This is a genomic window from Mesorhizobium sp. LMG 17147 (assembly GCF_024297145.1).
Classification (GTDB): domain Bacteria; phylum Pseudomonadota; class Alphaproteobacteria; order Rhizobiales; family Rhizobiaceae; genus Mesorhizobium.
In genome coordinates, this window is sequence record NZ_JANCTC010000005.1 from 116,947 (window position 1) to 132,832 (window position 15,886).

General features: G+C 63.8%; 15 protein-coding genes. 3 read left to right on the forward strand and 12 right to left on the reverse strand.

The features are described 5' to 3' along the window. Positions 1-48: 48 nt before the first annotated feature. The 4 genes from NMG46_RS11905 to rplS form a co-directional block, all read right to left on the reverse strand. On the reverse strand, positions 49-684 hold the full coding sequence (locus NMG46_RS11905; RefSeq protein WP_254817832.1) for a class I SAM-dependent methyltransferase: 636 nt from the start codon (positions 682-684) through the stop codon (positions 49-51). Positions 685-736: 52 nt separating this feature from the next. Next, positions 737-1,552, reverse strand: a complete 816-nt coding sequence (locus NMG46_RS11910; RefSeq protein WP_254817833.1) for an amino acid ABC transporter permease — start codon at positions 1,550-1,552, stop codon at positions 737-739. 266 nt (positions 1,553-1,818) lie between these two features. After that, positions 1,819-2,616: a transporter substrate-binding domain-containing protein gene (locus NMG46_RS11915; RefSeq protein ID WP_254817834.1), complete on the reverse strand. Its 798-nt coding sequence runs from the start codon at positions 2,614-2,616 to the stop codon at positions 1,819-1,821. 255 nt (positions 2,617-2,871) lie between these two features. Continuing rightward, positions 2,872-3,411 (reverse strand): 50S ribosomal protein L19, encoded by a 540-nt coding sequence (rplS, locus tag NMG46_RS11920; protein WP_254817835.1) that lies wholly within the window; start codon positions 3,409-3,411, stop codon positions 2,872-2,874. A 356-nt stretch (positions 3,412-3,767) separates the two neighbouring features. On the opposite strand from rplS, the gene NMG46_RS11925 reads away from it, so the two are divergent. Next, positions 3,768-4,520, forward strand: a complete 753-nt coding sequence (locus tag NMG46_RS11925) for a sulfite exporter TauE/SafE family protein (protein ID WP_023679781.1) — start codon at positions 3,768-3,770, stop codon at positions 4,518-4,520. Here NMG46_RS11925 and trmD read toward each other — a convergent pair. After that, complete coding sequence (trmD, locus tag NMG46_RS11930) at positions 4,502-5,200, reverse strand: tRNA (guanosine(37)-N1)-methyltransferase TrmD (protein WP_254817836.1); 699 nt, start codon at positions 5,198-5,200, stop codon at positions 4,502-4,504. The genes NMG46_RS11925 and trmD overlap by 19 nt on opposite strands. Continuing rightward, positions 5,197-5,796, reverse strand: a complete 600-nt coding sequence (rimM, locus tag NMG46_RS11935; RefSeq protein ID WP_254817837.1) for a ribosome maturation factor RimM — start codon at positions 5,794-5,796, stop codon at positions 5,197-5,199. Before rimM ends, trmD begins: the two co-directional genes overlap by 4 nt. Before the next feature lie 115 nt (positions 5,797-5,911). Here rimM and NMG46_RS11940 point away from each other — a divergent pair, with 115 nt between their 5' ends. Both NMG46_RS11940 and NMG46_RS11945 read left to right on the forward strand, forming a co-directional pair. Beyond that, a complete protein-coding gene (locus NMG46_RS11940; protein ID WP_254817838.1) occupies positions 5,912-6,850 on the forward strand; it encodes a tyrosine recombinase XerC in 939 nt (312 codons plus the stop codon). An 85-nt stretch (positions 6,851-6,935) separates the two neighbouring features. Further along, positions 6,936-8,003, forward strand: coding sequence for a TraB/GumN family protein (locus NMG46_RS11945; protein WP_254817839.1), 1,068 nt, complete (start codon positions 6,936-6,938; stop codon positions 8,001-8,003). A gap of 373 nt (positions 8,004-8,376) precedes the next feature. Here NMG46_RS11945 and NMG46_RS11950 read toward each other — a convergent pair whose 3' ends face one another. From NMG46_RS11950 to NMG46_RS11975, 6 genes are read right to left on the reverse strand one after another with little or no spacing between them, the layout of a single operon-like run. Continuing rightward, positions 8,377-8,724, reverse strand: coding sequence for a hypothetical protein (locus tag NMG46_RS11950; RefSeq protein ID WP_254817840.1), 348 nt, complete (start codon positions 8,722-8,724; stop codon positions 8,377-8,379). A gap of 24 nt (positions 8,725-8,748) precedes the next feature. Beyond that, a complete protein-coding gene (gene lpdA / locus NMG46_RS11955) occupies positions 8,749-10,155 on the reverse strand; it encodes a dihydrolipoyl dehydrogenase (RefSeq protein ID WP_254817841.1) in 1,407 nt (468 codons plus the stop codon). A gap of 18 nt (positions 10,156-10,173) precedes the next feature. Beyond that, entirely contained in the window at positions 10,174-10,929 is a 756-nt protein-coding gene (locus NMG46_RS11960) for an SDR family oxidoreductase (protein WP_254817842.1), read from the reverse strand. Then, complete coding sequence (locus tag NMG46_RS11965; RefSeq protein WP_254817843.1) at positions 10,926-11,435, reverse strand: hypothetical protein; 510 nt, start codon at positions 11,433-11,435, stop codon at positions 10,926-10,928. The genes NMG46_RS11960 and NMG46_RS11965 overlap by 4 nt, the downstream gene beginning before the upstream one ends. A 41-nt stretch (positions 11,436-11,476) precedes the next feature. After that, entirely contained in the window at positions 11,477-12,778 is a 1,302-nt protein-coding gene (gene odhB, locus NMG46_RS11970) for a 2-oxoglutarate dehydrogenase complex dihydrolipoyllysine-residue succinyltransferase (protein WP_254817844.1), read from the reverse strand. A gap of 29 nt (positions 12,779-12,807) precedes the next feature. Continuing rightward, positions 12,808-15,795: a 2-oxoglutarate dehydrogenase E1 component gene (locus NMG46_RS11975; RefSeq protein ID WP_254817845.1), complete on the reverse strand. Its 2,988-nt coding sequence runs from the start codon at positions 15,793-15,795 to the stop codon at positions 12,808-12,810. Positions 15,796-15,886: the final 91 nt, after the last annotated feature.

A 15,886-nucleotide genomic window follows, 5' to 3' on the forward strand; every position in this document is an offset into this window, starting at 1 on the left:
TATCAATGTTTTGGCTTTTCAGCAATCGCGTCTGCCTTCGCAGGCGCTTCACAGCACCTCGAACACGAAGGTCTTCACCAGCGCATTGGGCTCGGCGATCGCGTAGCAGCGGAACCATGGGCTCTCCTCGACCGGCCGCCATTTTTTCGCCTGCTCCAATTCGCCAAACACGGCCTTGAACCCGCTGCTTTCAAATACCTGGTCACGGACCGTAAAGATGGCGTGGCCGCCCTTCCGGGTGATGCGTACCAGCTCATGCAGCCCCGACGCCGGCGCGTGGCTGATGGTGAACACGCCGGTCGAGAAAAAGGCGCGGAAATAGCCGTCCGGCCAGGGCAATGGCCCGCCGAGTATCGCCTGTTTCAGCTCGCTGTAGGCCTGCCGGCCGCCGGCGATTTTCAGCATGTCCTGCGACAGGTCGAGGCCGGCAATGTCGTGGTAGCCGAGCGCCTTGAGCGACGGCCCCGACAGGCCGGTGCCGCAGCCGGCGTCGAGCAGCGGTCCTTCGCCCGGCGGCACGTAGCGCGCCACCCAGGCGGTGATCAGGGACGGCAGGAGATAGCCGAGCGCCGCGGTTTCGCCGTCATAGGTCGCGGCCCATTGCGCATAGGCCTTGGCGAGCGCCTCAGGCGTGTCGGCCGTGTAGACCGCTTCAAGCGCCGCATTGGCCTTGTCGATGATCATGGGTCCTCCCCGGTCGCGTCCGCTCGATGGTAGCGCCGTTTTCGCCTGCCTTCTATTCCCCGTGCTGGTGGCGCAGCCGCTTCTCCAGCGCCCGCATGGCCAGCGACAGGCCGACGGTCAGGATGAGATAGATATAGGCGACGATCGAATAGGTTTCGAAGAAGCGGAACGAGCCGGCGGCGTAGATCTTGCCCATCTGGGTGATGTCAGCGACGCCGAGCACCGAGACCAGCGAGGAATCCTTGACCATGGCGACGAAATCATTGCCGAGCGGCGGCAGGATGGTGCGGATCGCCTGCGGAAAGACGACCAGCCGGAAGCGCTGCGTGCGCGTCAGCCCGAGCGCCTTCGCCGCCTCGATCTGGCCCTTCTCGACCGCCTGGATGCCGGCGCGGAACACCTCCGAGATGAAGGCGGAATAGCCGATGGTCAGCGCCATGACGGCGCGCCATAAAAGCGAGACGTCGCGTACCAGCAGCTCACCGAAGAGGCCGGCGCTTTGCAGCGGCGCCGTCAGCGCGTTCCACGCCGCGACGAAGGCCGGCGCGCCGGCAAAGGCGATCCAGAACAACAGCACCAGCATCGGTACGCCGCGGATGATCTCGACGTAGAAGCGGGCGATCTGGCTGAGCCAGCGTGAGCCCGACAGGCCCATCAGCGCGACGCCGAGCCCGATCGCGCAAGCCAGCGCAAAAGCGACCACGGTGACGAAGATGGTGACGCCGATGCCCTTGGCGACGGTTGCGAAGACCTGGGCATAGAGGTCGCTGGCAACGATGAAGACGGCGGCGGCCAAGGCGATCGCCACGGCCACGGCAAGCCACCACGGGAAGTCGGATTTGGCCGAGGCGAGAGGCGGCGACGGCATCAAGCGGTACCGGTGACAGAGTCACGAAGGCAGCGTTCTGTCACACCCCCCTCTGGCCTGCCGGCCATCTCCCCCTCAAGGGGGGAGATCGGCAGCTTTGACCTCGCCGCCCGTTCTGCAACACTGAAAGTTAGCGAAAACCGATGCGAAATCCGATCTCCCCCCTTGCGGGGGAGATGGCCGGTAGGCCAGAGGGGGGTGTACGAGCGCAGAGTCAGCGCGAGTTCCCGCGCACAATCGTCATGAAATGCGCGCAACAAGCGGGCCTACTGCCCCATCTTGTAGTCGAGGAACCACTTCTTGTTGAGCGCGTCGAGCGTGCCGTCGGCCTTGAGCGCGGCGATCGCCGCGTTGACCGGCTTCACCAGGTCGGAGCCCTTGGGGAAGATGAAGCCGAAATCCTCGGTGCCGAGCGGCCCGCCGATCAGCTTCAGCCCGCCATTGGACGCATCGACATAGCCCTTGCCGGCAGTGCCGTCGGTGAGCACGACATCGACGTCGCCGGCCTTCAGCGCCTGCACCGTCGCGCCGAATGTCTCGAACAGCTTTATGCGCGGGTTCTGCTCATTGCCGTCGAGCACGCTGTAGACGGCGGTGTAGAACGGCGTGGTGCCGGCCTGCGCACCGATCAGCCCGTCCTTGAAGGCAGCGAACGTCTTGGCATCGGTGAAGCGTTTCTCGTCGCCGCGCACCAGCATGAACTGTTCCGAGCGCATATAGGGATCGGAGAAATCGACCTTCTGCTTGCGGTCGTCCTTGATGGTGATGCCGGTCATGCCGATGTTGTATTGATTGTCGGAAACCGCCTGGATCATCGCGTCCCACGAGGTGTTCTGATACTCGACCTTGAAGTTCAGCCGTTTGGCGATCTCGTTCATCGCGTCATATTCCCAACCGATCTGCTTACCGGTCTTGGCATCGATGAACTGCAGCGGCGGATAGGCGTTTTCGGTCACCACCACCACTTTCCTGCCGCCAAGATCGGGCAGCGCCTGCGCCAGGGCCGCGATGGGCACGAGAAGGCAAGCCAGCAGGCCGGCCAGCAGCAGTTTCGATTTGGTCATGACACGCTCCCCAGGAACTGAACCGCCTCGATCGACCGAGGCATGCAGGAAATCCGGCGCCGACTTTAACTTTCCGCAGGCGCCTTGCAAGCCGCTCCGATGCGCCGCTCGGCACGAAAATGAGTTTCCAATGCTTTCAATAGCGGCATTACGGAACGATCCGTATCGATTGCGGACCGGCAAAATCGAATCCACCTGGCGAAACAAAAAGGCGGCCGAAGCCGCCTTTCCGAAACCATGGGTTTTGACGACGCCTTATTCGGCGGCAGCTGCTTCCGCGGCCTTGGCGGCCTCGTCGGCGGCCTTCTTCTCGGCGGCGTCCTGCGCGGCCTTCTCGGCGGCCAGCGCCTGGGCGGCCGCCACCTTCTCGGCCTCGATGCGCGCCTTCTCGGCGTTCAGCGCATCGCGCTCTTCGTCGTTGAGCTTGCGGGCGCGCACGCCGGTGTTTTCCGAAATACGCGCCGATTTGCCGCGACGATCGCGCAGATAATAAAGCTTGGCGCGACGCACCTTGCCGCGGCGCACGATCTCGACGCCCTCGACCATCGGCGAATAGACGGGGAACACCCGCTCCACGCCTTCGCCGTAGGAGATCTTGCGGACGGTGAAATTTTCCTGGAAGCCGGCACCGGCGCGGGCGATAACGACACCCTCATAGGCCTGGACGCGGGTGCGGGTGCCTTCGGTCACACGGACCTGGACGCGCACGGTGTCGCCGGGCTGGAATTCGGGAAGCTTGCGCTTGGCTTCGATCTTGGCGGCCTGCTCGGCCTCGAGCTGACGGAGGATGTCCATCTCAATAATCCACTTCTTGTTCTTCCGACAGTCAGAGCGTCCGACACTCGCCTTGCAGTCGCATCGACCGCTCGGCTATGCCCTTCGTTCGAGAACTTCTGTTCGAGAACATCGGGCAGGGGCGACTACACCGTCACTGTTGACGGGTCCGGGAGAATTTTCTTCCGGTTCGGCGCGCACATACAGCTATTTCGGCGCTTTGTCACGCCTTCGCTGGCTCTTTTTTGGCGCTGCTTCTTTTTGGCTGGCGCCGCTGTGGCAATCCCGTGATCGCTTGTGGTCCAGGGGGTTGCGCCCGCGCGTCAAGCTTTCTAAGCCGGAAGATAAGCATTTTTCCTCCAGCGACGACACCCCTCATGCCAATCTTGGACGCGGTCCTGCTCTTTCTCGCCGGCTTTCTATCAGGTGCGGTCAACGCCGTTGCCGGCGGCGGCACGTTCATAACCTTTGGCGCCATGACCCTGGCCGGCCTGCCGCCGATCGTCGCCAACGCGACATCGTCGGTGACGCAATTTCCTGGCTATATCACCTCGACGCTGGCCTATTGGCACGACATCAAGCATTTCTGGCGCGGCGCACTGCTGCTCAGCCTCATTTCGGCTCTCGGTGCGCTGTCTGGCGCGCTCATCCTTCTAGGCCTCGACAACCCGTCGTTCCGCGCCTTGGTGCCGTGGCTGCTGCTGGCGGCAACAGCGTTGTTCGCTGCCGGACCATGGCTGAAGCCGGCGCCCAAGCCGGAGCATGAGGCCGCGGTGGGGTCGCTGGTCGGGTCGCTGGCGCAGTTCGCCACCGCCGTCTATGGCGGCTTCTTCGGCGCCGGCATGGGCGTCATGATGCTGGCGACGCTCGGTCTAACCCAGTCCGGCGATTATCATCGGCTGAACGCATTGAAGAACATGCTGGCCGTGGTCATCGCTGCGGTTGCCATCCTGGTCTTCGTCTCTGGCGGCGTCATCGCCTGGCTGCAGGCGATCATCATGATCCCGGGTGGCGCGCTCGGCGGCTATGCCGGCGTCTGGATCGCCAGGCGCGTGCCGCAGAACGCGGTGCGCGGCTTCGTCATTGCCGTCGGCCTGTTCCTGGCCTTCTACTATTTCGATAAGGGCTGAGCGGCTAAAAGATCCGGCCGTCGCTCCTTCGTCAGCCTCTCCGCTTCGGCCCGCCGCCACGCCGCGATCTTGCTGTGATTGCCCGAAATCAACACTTCGGGAATCGGCCGGCCCTCGAATTCCTGCGGCCGCGTATAATGCGGATGTTCGAGCAGGCCGTTTTCAAAGCTCTCTTCCTCGCCCGATACCGCATTGCCCATCACGCCGGGTAGCAGGCGCACCACGGCGTCGAGCAGCACGAGTGCCGCCGGCTCGCCGCCGGACAGGATGAAATCGCCGATCGAGACTTCCTCGAGGCCTCGCGATTCGATGACCCGCTGGTCGACGCCTTCGAAGCGGCCGCAGACGATCACCGCACCCGGCCCGGCGGCGAGCTCACGCACACGGCGCTGTGTCAGCGGCTTGCCGCGAGGGCTCATCAGCAGGCGCGGACGTGGATCGCCTGCCGGCGAGGCATGGTCGATAGCGCTGGCCAGCACGTCTGCCCGCATCACCATGCCGGCGCCGCCGCCGGCCGGCGTGTCGTCCACGGTCCGGTGACGATCGCGGGCAAAGTCGCGGATCTGGATCGTTTGGAGCGACCAAATGCCGGTCTCGAGCGCGCGGCCGGCCAGCGACAGGCCAAGCGCGCCGGGAAACATCTCGGGATAGAGCGTCAGCACCGAAGCCGAAAAACTCACCGGTTGCCTCCGGCGTCCCTCGGCCCGCGCGGCCTGCCCTTGGGGTCGAAGCTGTCGCGCTCGGCAGACTCTCCGTCCTCGTCCTCGACCAACCCTGCCGCAGCCGGATCGATGCGGACAAAGCCGCCGGCGATCGACACTTCCGGAACAGCGGCCTGCGTGAACGGGATAAGCACGCCTTTGCGCCCCGCCAGCGTCACGTCGAGAATGTCGCCGCCGCCAAAATTATGCACGGCGACGACCTTGCCGATAATGGCACCGGTGTCGTCCTTGACCTCCAGCCCGACGAGATCGGCGTGGTAGAATTCGTCCTCTTCGCCCTCATCAGGCAACACCGAACGGTCGACAAACAATTCGGTGCCGGCAAGCGCCTCGGCGGCATTGCGATCGTTGACGCCTTTGAAGCGCACCACCACGACGGTGTTGGCAGGCCTGATGTCGACGATCTGGAAGGCGCGGCCATCCCTGGCGTAGAGCGGACCGTAATCGGCCAGCGCCAGCGGGTCGCCGGTAAAGCTCTTGACGCGCAATTCGCCCTTGATGCCGTGCGCGGCACCGATTACGGCCATCTGGACGGGGTTTTGCGGTTTGCTCATCTGCGGAAAATCCTTTGCCTTGCTCTAACCCCAGCCCATCGTCATTTCAATGATGCCGCTCTTCACCGCTTACTAACCCGCATGCCGGAAGATGGCCGGGAACTGGAAGAGCGCAATGCAGGAATTCCTCATACCGGCAAAACCCGATCTTCAGGCGGCGCGCGAGGCCTGGCTGAAGATGCTGGCGCGCGAACGCCGGCTGTCGCCCGAAACCGTCGAGGCCTATGAGCGCGACACGCGCCAGTTCCTGCATTTCCTGACCGGCCATTGCGGCGGCTCGCCCGGTATTTCAGACATCGCCGATCTGCGCCCAGCCGATCTGCGCGGCTTTCTCGCTGCCCGCCGTGCCGAGGGCGCCGGCGCCCGCACGCTCGGGCGCGGGCTGGCCGGCATCCGCTCGCTGCTGCGTTTCCTGGAACGGCGCGGCCTCGCCAATGCGGCAGGTGCGGCAGCCTTGCGCGCACCGCGGCAGCCGAAATCGCTGCCCAAGCCGCTGACCGCAAGCGATGCAAAACACGTCGTCTCGGTGGAAGGCCAACTGGCGGAGGAGCCGTGGATTGCCGCGCGCAACGCCGCCGTGCTGACTCTGCTTTATGGGTCCGGCTTGCGGATCTCCGAGGCGCTCGGCCTGTCGGGCGCCGATCTGTCCTCACCTGGTGATACTGTGCTGCGCGTCACCGGCAAGGGCGGCAAGACGCGGCTGGTGCCGGTGCTGCCGGTGGCGCTGCGGGCGATTGCCGAATACCGCCGCCTCTGCCCCTGGCATCTCGATCCCAAGGGCCTGCTGTTTCGCGGTGCCCGCGGCGGCCCGCTCAACCCGGCGATCGTCCAGCGCGACATGGCCAAGCTGCGCTCGGCGCTCAACCTGCCCGACACCGCGACGCCGCATGCGCTGCGCCATTCTTTCGCCACGCATCTGCTTGGGCGCGGCGGCGACCTGCGCACCATCCAGGAGTTGCTCGGCCACGCCAGCCTGTCGACAACCCAGATATACACCGGCGTCGACACCGCGAGGCTGCTCGAGATTTACGAAGCAGCTCATCCTCGTGCGTGACGGACGCTTGAATCGGTGACGATCTCGCAACAATTTTGATGCGCCGATTAACCGTTTTGCCGCTTTTTGCGCCTACAAGCGCAGCATGAAACGCCTCATCGCCATCGCCGACCGCGCGACCCAAGTGTCGCTGAAGCTGCTCGTCGCGCTCAACGCCCTGTTTTTCCTCTCCTTCCTCATCATCGCGCTGCTCGCCGCGGCCAAGGCACGCGCCGAGACCCCGGTCTGCGCCGGTACCGATATGCTGAGCGCGCTGCAAAAGAACGACCCGGCTGGCTACCGCAAGATCGAGGCGGACGCGGCAGCAACACCGAACGGCAAGGGCTTGCTGTGGAAGCTCGAAAAATCAGGCGAAAAACCGTCCTTCCTGTTCGGCACCATGCACCTTACCGACCCGCGCGTCACCACGCTGCCACCCGCCGCGCAGAAGGCGTTCGATGCAGCTGGCACCGTCATCATCGAGACCACCGAAGTGCTCGACAAGCAGAAGATGATGGCAGCATTGCTGAAAGAGCCGGATCTGATGATGTTCACCGACAAGACGACGCTTTCATCGCTGCTGTCGCCGGAGGATGCGGCGGTGGTCGACAAGGCGCTCGACGCGCGTGGCATCCCGCCAGCGACCGTCGCCAAGATGAAACCTTGGTTGCTGTCGGCGATGGTGGCGCTACCAGCATGCGAAGTCGCCCGCCAGGCTGGCGGCGCGCCGGTGCTCGACGTCAAGCTTGCCAAGGACGCCGAGGCTGCAGGCAAATCAGTCGAGGGACTGGAGACAATCGCCGACCAGCTGCGCGCCATGGCTTCGCTGCCGATCGCCTTTCACCTGAAGGGGCTGGTCGATACGCTGAAGCTTGGCGACAAGGTGAACGACGTCAACGAAACCATGATCGTGCTTTACCGCCGTGGCGACACTGGCATGTACGTACCGCTGTTTCGGGCTGTCGTCCCCGAACAGGTCGACGACCAATCGGGTTACGCCGAATTCGAGCAGACCATGATCACCAGCCGCAACAGGGTGATGGTTGATCGTGCAGCGCCGATCCTCGCCCACGGCAATGTCTTCATGGCGGTCGGCGCCATGCACCTTCCCGGAGCGCAAGGCTTGGTCGAGGGTTTCCGCAAGACCGGCTATACGGTGACTGCCGTCAACTGAACAACACGCCGGAGTTGCACACCGAATCATCGCCACGCCTGGGTCAACCCCTACTCGCGGCGCGACGGCGGACCAGCCGCGCTTCGTGTCAAGAAACTGAAAAAGGTTCGCTTTGGCTCGACCGAACCCATTTTGCGGTGGAAATGCATGCCTGCAAGCGATTCCGGATCAGAATTGCCCTGTTTTCGGCGTTTTCAACGCCTAATGTGAAACCGATTCAACGATTGTACGTTGATGGCTATTACTTGATGTTTTTCATCCACGGAGGACACTTTTATGGCGAACACACCCAATCCGAACGACCCATTCACCTCGCCGGGCTCCGCGCGGCCAAGCGGCGGCGGCAGCGGCTGGCTGATTGCCCTGGTCGTCGTTATCCTGGCAATTGTCGCCTATTATGTTTTTGGAAGACGTAGCGAGGCACCTGCGCCTGCCGAACCGCCCGCAGCCAGCACACCAGCTCCGGCCCCAGCGCCCGCCGAGCCGATGAAACCAGCCGAACCGGCTCCTGCGCCAGCTCCGGCAACACCCGCTCCGGCTCCCGCTCCGGCAGAGCCTGCACCCGCTCCGGCCCCTGCGCCAGCCCCGGCCCCGGCACCAGCACCAGCACCTGCCCCGGCTCAGTGATCAAACTGCTGATTTGATATAAGAACGGCCCGCTGAAAAGCGGGCCGTTTTGTTTTTGGGAGCAGCCGTCGAGGGCTTTGGACGTTTCAGCCAATCTCTAAGGTTTGCGATTCACCGCTCAGATATGGATCGGCTTGAAGAACGTCGCCAGTGCCGCCTCCTTTACCGCTTCCGACATTGTCGGATGGGCGTGACAGGTGCGGGCCAGGTCCTCCGACGAGCCGCCAAATTCCATCAGCACGGCCGCCTCGTGGATCATCTCGCCGGCGCCGAAGCCGACGATGTGGACGCCGAGCACACGGTCGCTGGCCTTGTCGGCCAGGATTTTCACAAAGCCGTCGGTGTGCAGCATGGCGCGCGCCCGTCCATTGGCGCTGAAGGGGAATTTTCCGGCCTTGTAGTCGATGCCGGCCTTCTTCAATTCTTCTTCGGTCTTGCCGACCGAGGCGATTTCCGGCGTGGTGTAGACGACGCTCGGAATCACGTCGTAATTCACATGACCGGCCTGGCCGGCGATGGTTTCGGCCACCGCCACGCCCTCGTCCTCGGCCTTGTGTGCAAGCATCGGCCCGGCGATGACATCGCCGATGGCGTAGATGCCGGGCACGTTGGTCCTGAGATGACCGTCGGTCTTGACCCGGCCGCGCTCATCGACGTCGACGCCTGCCTCCTTCAGCCCGAGAGCGTCCGAATAGGCCCGTCGTCCCGTCGCAATCAGCACCGCGTCCGCCTCGATCGTCTCGGCTGCTCCGCCATTGACCGGCTCGAAGGTAACCGTCGCCCCCTTCCTGGCCTTGGCGACGCCGGTCACCTTGGCGCCCAGCCTGAACTCAAAGCCCTGCTTCGACAGCAGGCGCTGGAACTGCTTGGAGACCTCGCCATCCATGCCGCCCAGGATGGTGTCGAGGAACTCGACCACGGTGACCTTGGCGCCGAGCCGCGCCCATACCGAGCCGAGCTCCAGACCGATGACACCACCGCCGACCACCACCAGATGGCCCGGCACCTTGTCCAGCGACAGCGCGCCGGTCGACGAGACGATCACCTTCTCATCGAAATCGACCTTGACGCCGGGAATGCCGGCGACGTCGGAGCCGGTGGCGATGACGATGTTCTTGGTCTCGATCTCCTCGACCTTGCCGTCATCGGAGGTCACCGACACCTTGCCGGCCGCAACTATCTTGCCGGTGCCACGAAAACTGTCGATCTTGTTCTTCTTGAACAGGAAGGCGACGCCATTGACGTTGGCCGTTACCGTCGCATCCTTGTGTGCCATCATCTTCCCAAGGTTGAGCTTGGGCGCGCCGATCTCGACGCCGAGCGCCTCGAAGGAATGGCCGGCCTCGGCAAACATCTCGGACGCATGCAGCAGCGCCTTCGACGGGATGCAGCCGATGTTGAGGCAGGTACCGCCGAAGGTCGGGTCCTTTTCGACCACCGCCGTCTTCAGACCGAGCTGCGCCGCCTTGATGGCGCAGACATAGCCGCCTGGTCCCGATCCGATGATAACGACATCATAGGCCATGATAATGTCCCTTTTGCTTTAGCGGCCGCCGCCGATTTCCAGATTGGCGCCTGTTGTGTAGGACGCCTCGTCCGACAGCAGCCACAGAATTGCGGCTGCGACTTCCTCGGCGGTGCCGACGCGCTGCATGGGCACCACCTTGCGCATTCTCTCGGCGCGATCCGGCTGACCGCCGGAGGCATGAATTTCGGTGTCGATGATGCCCGGGCTGACCGCGTTGACACGAATGCCTTCGCCGGCCACTTCGCGGGCAAGCCCGATGGTGAAGGAATCGAGCGCGCCCTTCGAGGCGGCGTAGTCGACATATTGACCCGGCCCGCCAAGCCTTGCCGCGATCGAAGAAACATTGGCGATGGCGCCACCCTTGCCGCCATGCCTGGTCGACATCCGCTTCACCGCCTCGCGGGCGCAAAGCATCGGCGCGATCACATTGATGCGCATCATGCGCTCCAGCCTTGCAGCGCTAAACTCGTCGACGCGCGCGCTCTGGTCGACCACGCCGGCATTGTTGACGAGCGCGTCGAGCCGACCGAAACGGGCATCGACAGCCTCGAACATGGCCACTACGTCCGTCTCGCTGCCGACATCGGCCTTGACTGTGAAGGCTTCTCCGCCAGCAGCCTGGATGTCGGCGACCACCGTTTCGGCGGCTTTTGCATTCGACGCGTAATTGACCGCAATGCGATAGCCGGCCTTGGCGGCAAGCCTGCATGTAGCGGCGCCAATGCCGCGGCTGCCGCCGGTCACCAGCAGGATCTTTCCGCTCGCGCTCATTCCTGACATCCCTTCAGGGCAAAGACGTCCCAGGGCACCCTGGAAAAGCCGTTGGCGCCATAGGCCGCCGACATCTGCAACGACGCTCCCAAGTCCGGCAAGATCAGCTTCTTCGGCGCATCCTTTCCTTCGCCCGGCAGCAACGCGATATTGCCCTGGTCGTCGGCAGTGTAGATGACGCCCTCCCACACGGTGCAGGCGGCGAGCTCGTCGCCGGTGACGTCGCCGGCCGGGCATTTGTACATCAGCGAGCCGTGCGGCCGCGCCACGCCCTCCGTCCACATGACGATGCCGTCGAGCACGACGCCGTTGTCGAGCACCATCTTGAAGGTATTGGTGACGGTAGCCGACTCCATGGTCGGCCTGAAATCGATCTCGGCGGCGTTTTCAGGATCGCCATAGACGGCCAGTTCGAGCGGGCAGGCGGCGAGGGCCCCGGAGACCGTCTGCACGCCGAGCGCGCAGACTGTGACAAACAAACCGGACCGGAAACGACACGAACTCATCCGGCGGCGCAGATCCATACTCCGGCCCACGTCGGCCGCCCCTAGAGGTCGAGCACCAGCCGCTCAGGATCCTCCAGGCTTTCCTTGACCCGCACCAGGAAGGTCACCGCTTCCTTGCCGTCGACGATGCGGTGGTCGTAGGACAGCGCCAGATACATCATCGGCCGGATGACGATCTGGCCGCCGACCACCACCGGCCGCTCCTGGATCTTGTGCATACCCAGAATGCCGGACTGCGGCGCATTGAGGATCGGCGTCGACATCAGCGACCCGTAAACGCCACCGTTGGAAATCGTGAACGTGCCGCCTTGCATATCGGCGACGGAAAGCTTGCCGTCGCGCGCCGCAAGCCCCAGCCTGCCGATGTCCTTCTCGATTTCGGCGATGGACATCTGGTCGGCATTGCGCACAACCGGCACGACAAGGCCTTTCTCTGTACCGACGGCAACGCCGATATGAGCGTAGTTCTTGAAGATGATGTCGGTGCCGTCGATCTCGGCATTGACCGACGGGATCTCCTTCAGCGCATGGGTGACGGCCTTGGTGAAGAAGCCCATGAAGCCGAGCTTCACGCCATGCTTCCTCTCGAACACGTCCTTGTATTTGCTCCTCAGCGCCATCACCGCGCTCATGTCGACCTCGTTGAAGGTGGTCAGCATGGCGGCGGTCGATTGCGCTTCCTTGAGGCGCCGCGCAATGGTCTGGCGCAGCTTGGTCATGCGCACACGCTCCTCGCGCGACGCATCGTCGGCAGGGGACGGCGCGCGCGCGGCAACGGGTGCCGGTACAGGCGCGGCCTTGGGCATTTCTGCCGGCTGCGACGGCGCGCCCCTGGCGATAAGGTCGAGCACGTCGCCTTTCAGCACCTGGCCGCGCTTGCCCGAGCCCGACACCTGGTCGACCGCGAGATTGTGCTCGGCCAGCAGCTTTGCCGCCGACGGCGCCGGCGGCATGGTGCGCGTCTCGATCGCGCCGGCGTCGCCGGCAATCTTGGCCGTCTCGGCCGCAGCCTGCTTGACGCTTGAGGCCGCAGTCGGAGCCGAGGCCTGCGACACCGCCTCCTGCTTCGTTGCCGGAGCGGCGGCGGCATTGGCTGCCGCGCCGGCGCCTGCCGAAATCGTGCCGAGCAGTGCGCCGACGCCGACCGTTTCGCCTTCCTTGACGGCGATCTCGGCGAGCGTGCCCGCGGCGGCGGCCGGCACTTCCACCGTCACCTTGTCGGTTTCGAGCTCGACCAGCGGCTCATCGGCGGCGATCGCGTCGCCGACCTTCTTGAACCACTTGCCGATGGTCGCCTCGGTGACGGATTCACCAAGTGTCGGAACGCGGATTTCGGTTGCCATTGTGCCTGTCCGTTTCTTTCGGTTCTGTTCTATTCACCAAGCGCGTCGTCGAGCAAGGCGGCAAGCTGGGCGAGATGTTTCGACATCAATCCGGTCGCCGGCGAGGCGGCGGCCGGCCGGCCGGTATAGCGCACCCGCTGATGCTTGGCGTCGATATGCGCCAGCACCCATTCGAGATACGGGTCGATGAACGACCAGGCGCCCATGTTCTTGGGCTCCTCCTGGCACCACACCATCTCGGCATTACGGAAGCGCGACAGTTCGGTGATCAGCGCCTTGGCCGGGAACGGATAGAGCTGCTCGACGCGCAGCAAATAGATGTCGTTGATGCCGCGCTTCTCGCGCTCTTCGTAGAGGTCATAATAGACCTTGCCCGAACAGAGCACGACACGGCGGATTTTCGAATCCTTGGTGAGCTTGATGGCCTGGCCTGACAGCAGCTGCGCGTCATCCCACAACAGCCGGTGAAAGGCGCTTTCGCCCGACATTTCCGGGAGGGTCGACACAGCCCGCTTGTGGCGCAGCAGCGACTTCGGCGTCATCAGGATCAGCGGCTTACGGAAGTCCCGCTTCAATTGCCGGCGCAAGATGTGGAAGTAATTGGCCGGCGTCGTGACATTGGCGACCTGCATGTTGTCTTCGGCGCAAAGCTGCAGGAAGCGCTCGAGCCGGGCCGACGAATGCTCGGGCCCCTGGCCTTCATAGCCATGCGGCAGCAGGCAGACGAGGCCCGACATTCTGAGCCATTTGCGCTCGCCCGACGAGATAAACTGGTCGAACACCACCTGGGCGCCGTTGGCGAAGTCGCCGAACTGCGCTTCCCACAGCGTCAGCGCCTTCGGCTCGGCCAGCGAGTAGCCATATTCGAAGCCGAGCACGGCCTCTTCCGAAAGCATCGAGTTGATGACCTCGAAGCCGGCCTGCGCCGCCGACAGATTGTTGAGCGGGATATAGCGTGTCTCGTCGCGCTGGTCGTAGAGCACGGAATGGCGCTGCGAGAAGGTGCCGCGCTCAGAATCCTGTCCGGACAGCCGGATCGGATTGCCGTCGAGCAGGATGGCGCCGAAGGCCAGCGCCTCGGCCGTCGACCAGTCGATGCCTTCGCCGGACTCGATCGCCTGGCGGCGATTGTCGAGGAAGCGGATGATCGTCTTGTGCGCCTCGAAATCCTTCGGCACCTCGGTCAGTTTCTTGCCGATCTCCTTCAGCGTCTTGACCGGCACGGCGGTCTTGCCGCGCCGCTGTTCGTCCTGGTTGTCGGCCGAGCGCAAGCCGGACCACGCGCCGTCCAGCCAATCGGCCTTGTTCGGCTTGTAATGCTGGCCGACCTCGAATTCCTGCTCGAGATGCGCCCGCCAATCGGCCTTCATCTTTTCGAACTCGGCCTGGGTGATGTGGCCTTCGGAAATCAGCCGGTCGGCATAGATCTGCACCGTCGTCTTCTGGTTGCGGATCTTGCGATACATGATCGGCTGGGTGAAGGCGGGCTCGTCGCCCTCATTGTGGCCGAAGCGGCGGTAGCAGAACATGTCCACCACGACAGGCTTGTGGAACTTCATGCGGAATTCGATCGCCACCTTGGTGGCATGGACCACGGCTTCCGGATCGTCGCCGTTGACGTGGAAGATCGGCGCCTCGATCATCTTGGCCACGTCGGACGGATAGGGCGACGAACGCGAAAAGCGCGGGTTGGTGGTGAAGCCGATCTGGTTGTTGATGATGAAATGCAGCGTGCCGGCGACGCGGTGGCCGCGCAGGCCGGACAGGCCGAGGATTTCGGCAATCACGCCCTGGCCGGCGAAGGCGGCGTCGCCATGCAGCAGCAAGGGCAGCACCTTGGCACGCTCTTCCAGCGGCACGATCTCCTCGCGGCTGCGGCCGAACAGATAGTCCTGCTTGGCGCGCGCCTTGCCCATCACCACCGGATCGACGATTTCCAGATGCGAGGGATTGGCGGTCAGCGACAGATGCACCTTGTTGCCGTCGAATTCGCGATCCGACGAGGCACCGAGATGGTACTTCACGTCGCCCGAGCCTTCGACCTCGTCGGGCGCAGCCGAGCCGCCCTTGAACTCGTGGAAAATGGCGCGGTGCGGCTTGGCCATCACCTGCGACAGCACGTTCAGCCGGCCGCGATGCGCCATGCCGAGCACGATCTCCTTCATGCCGAGCTGGCCGCCGCGCTTGATGATCTGCTCCAGCGCCGGGATCAGCGACTCGCCGCCATCGAGGCCAAAGCGCTTGGTGCCCTTGTATTTGACGTCGATGAACTGCTCGAAGCCTTCGGCCTCGACCAGCTTCTGCAGGATCGCCTTCTTGCCGGCGGCGGTGAAGGAGATCTCCTTGTCGGTGCCCTCGATGCGCGCCTGGATCCAGGCTTTCTCCTCGGGGTCGGAAATATGCATGAATTCGACGCCGAGCGTCGAGCAATAGGTCCGGGTCAGGATGTCGAGCATCTGCCGGATGGTGCCGAATTCCAGCCCGAGCACATTGTCGAGGAAGATCGGCCGGTCGTAATCGGCTTCGGTGAATCCGTAATTCTCCGGCGACAGCTCGTTATAATCCTCGAGCGGCTTGGCAATGCCGAGCGGATCGAGATTGGCGTGCAGGTGGCCGCGCATGCGGAAGGCGCGGATCATCATGATGGCGCGGACGGAATCGCGCGTCGCCTGATGCACGTCGGCGTCGGAAAGCGCCGCGCCGTTGCCGGCTGCCCTGTCCTTGACCTTCTTTTCGATGTGCTTTTCGACGAGGCCCCAATTGCCGTCCAGCGCAGAGACCAGCTCGCCATTGGCCTGCATCGGCCAGGAGGGCTTGGCCCAAGAGGCGCCCTTGGCGTTCCTGCGCACGTCGCCGGCGTCATCCTTCAGCGCCGCGAAGAAGTCCTGCCATTCGGGATCGACCGAAGCGGGATCGTCCTCGTAGGCGGCATAGAGCGCGTCGATATAATCGGCATTACCGCCATAGAGGAAAGAGGTAAGCGAAAACTGGTCGTTGGCCTGATCTTGTCTTGCCATTTTTTGTCCGCGGAGCGCCTGCTCCGTCTCCTTTTCAGAGCGAATAGAGAGTAGCGAATAGCGAGTAGGGATTTTCCCTGGTTCGCGCCGT

Coding starts and splice junctions, on each gene's coding strand:
- NMG46_RS11945 (WP_254817839.1), top strand. CDS start 6,936: ATGAAACGCCTCATCGCCATCGCCGACCGCGCGACCCAAGTGTCGCTG.
- NMG46_RS11940 (WP_254817838.1), top strand. CDS start 5,912: ATGCAGGAATTCCTCATACCGGCAAAACCCGATCTTCAGGCGGCGCGC.
- rimM (WP_254817837.1), bottom strand. CDS start 5,796: ATGAGCAAACCGCAAAACCCCGTCCAGATGGCCGTAATCGGTGCCGCG.
- NMG46_RS11905 (WP_254817832.1), bottom strand. CDS start 684: ATGATCATCGACAAGGCCAATGCGGCGCTTGAAGCGGTCTACACGGCC.
- odhB (WP_254817844.1), bottom strand. CDS start 12,778: ATGGCAACCGAAATCCGCGTTCCGACACTTGGTGAATCCGTCACCGAG.
- NMG46_RS11925 (WP_023679781.1), top strand. CDS start 3,768: ATGCCAATCTTGGACGCGGTCCTGCTCTTTCTCGCCGGCTTTCTATCA.
- NMG46_RS11910 (WP_254817833.1), bottom strand. CDS start 1,552: ATGCCGTCGCCGCCTCTCGCCTCGGCCAAATCCGACTTCCCGTGGTGG.
- NMG46_RS11960 (WP_254817842.1), bottom strand. CDS start 10,929: ATGAGCGCGAGCGGAAAGATCCTGCTGGTGACCGGCGGCAGCCGCGGC.
- NMG46_RS11975 (WP_254817845.1), bottom strand. CDS start 15,795: ATGGCAAGACAAGATCAGGCCAACGACCAGTTTTCGCTTACCTCTTTC.
- NMG46_RS11965 (WP_254817843.1), bottom strand. CDS start 11,435: ATGAGTTCGTGTCGTTTCCGGTCCGGTTTGTTTGTCACAGTCTGCGCG.
- lpdA (WP_254817841.1), bottom strand. CDS start 10,155: ATGGCCTATGATGTCGTTATCATCGGATCGGGACCAGGCGGCTATGTC.
- rplS (WP_254817835.1), bottom strand. CDS start 3,411: ATGGACATCCTCCGTCAGCTCGAGGCCGAGCAGGCCGCCAAGATCGAA.
- NMG46_RS11915 (WP_254817834.1), bottom strand. CDS start 2,616: ATGACCAAATCGAAACTGCTGCTGGCCGGCCTGCTGGCTTGCCTTCTC.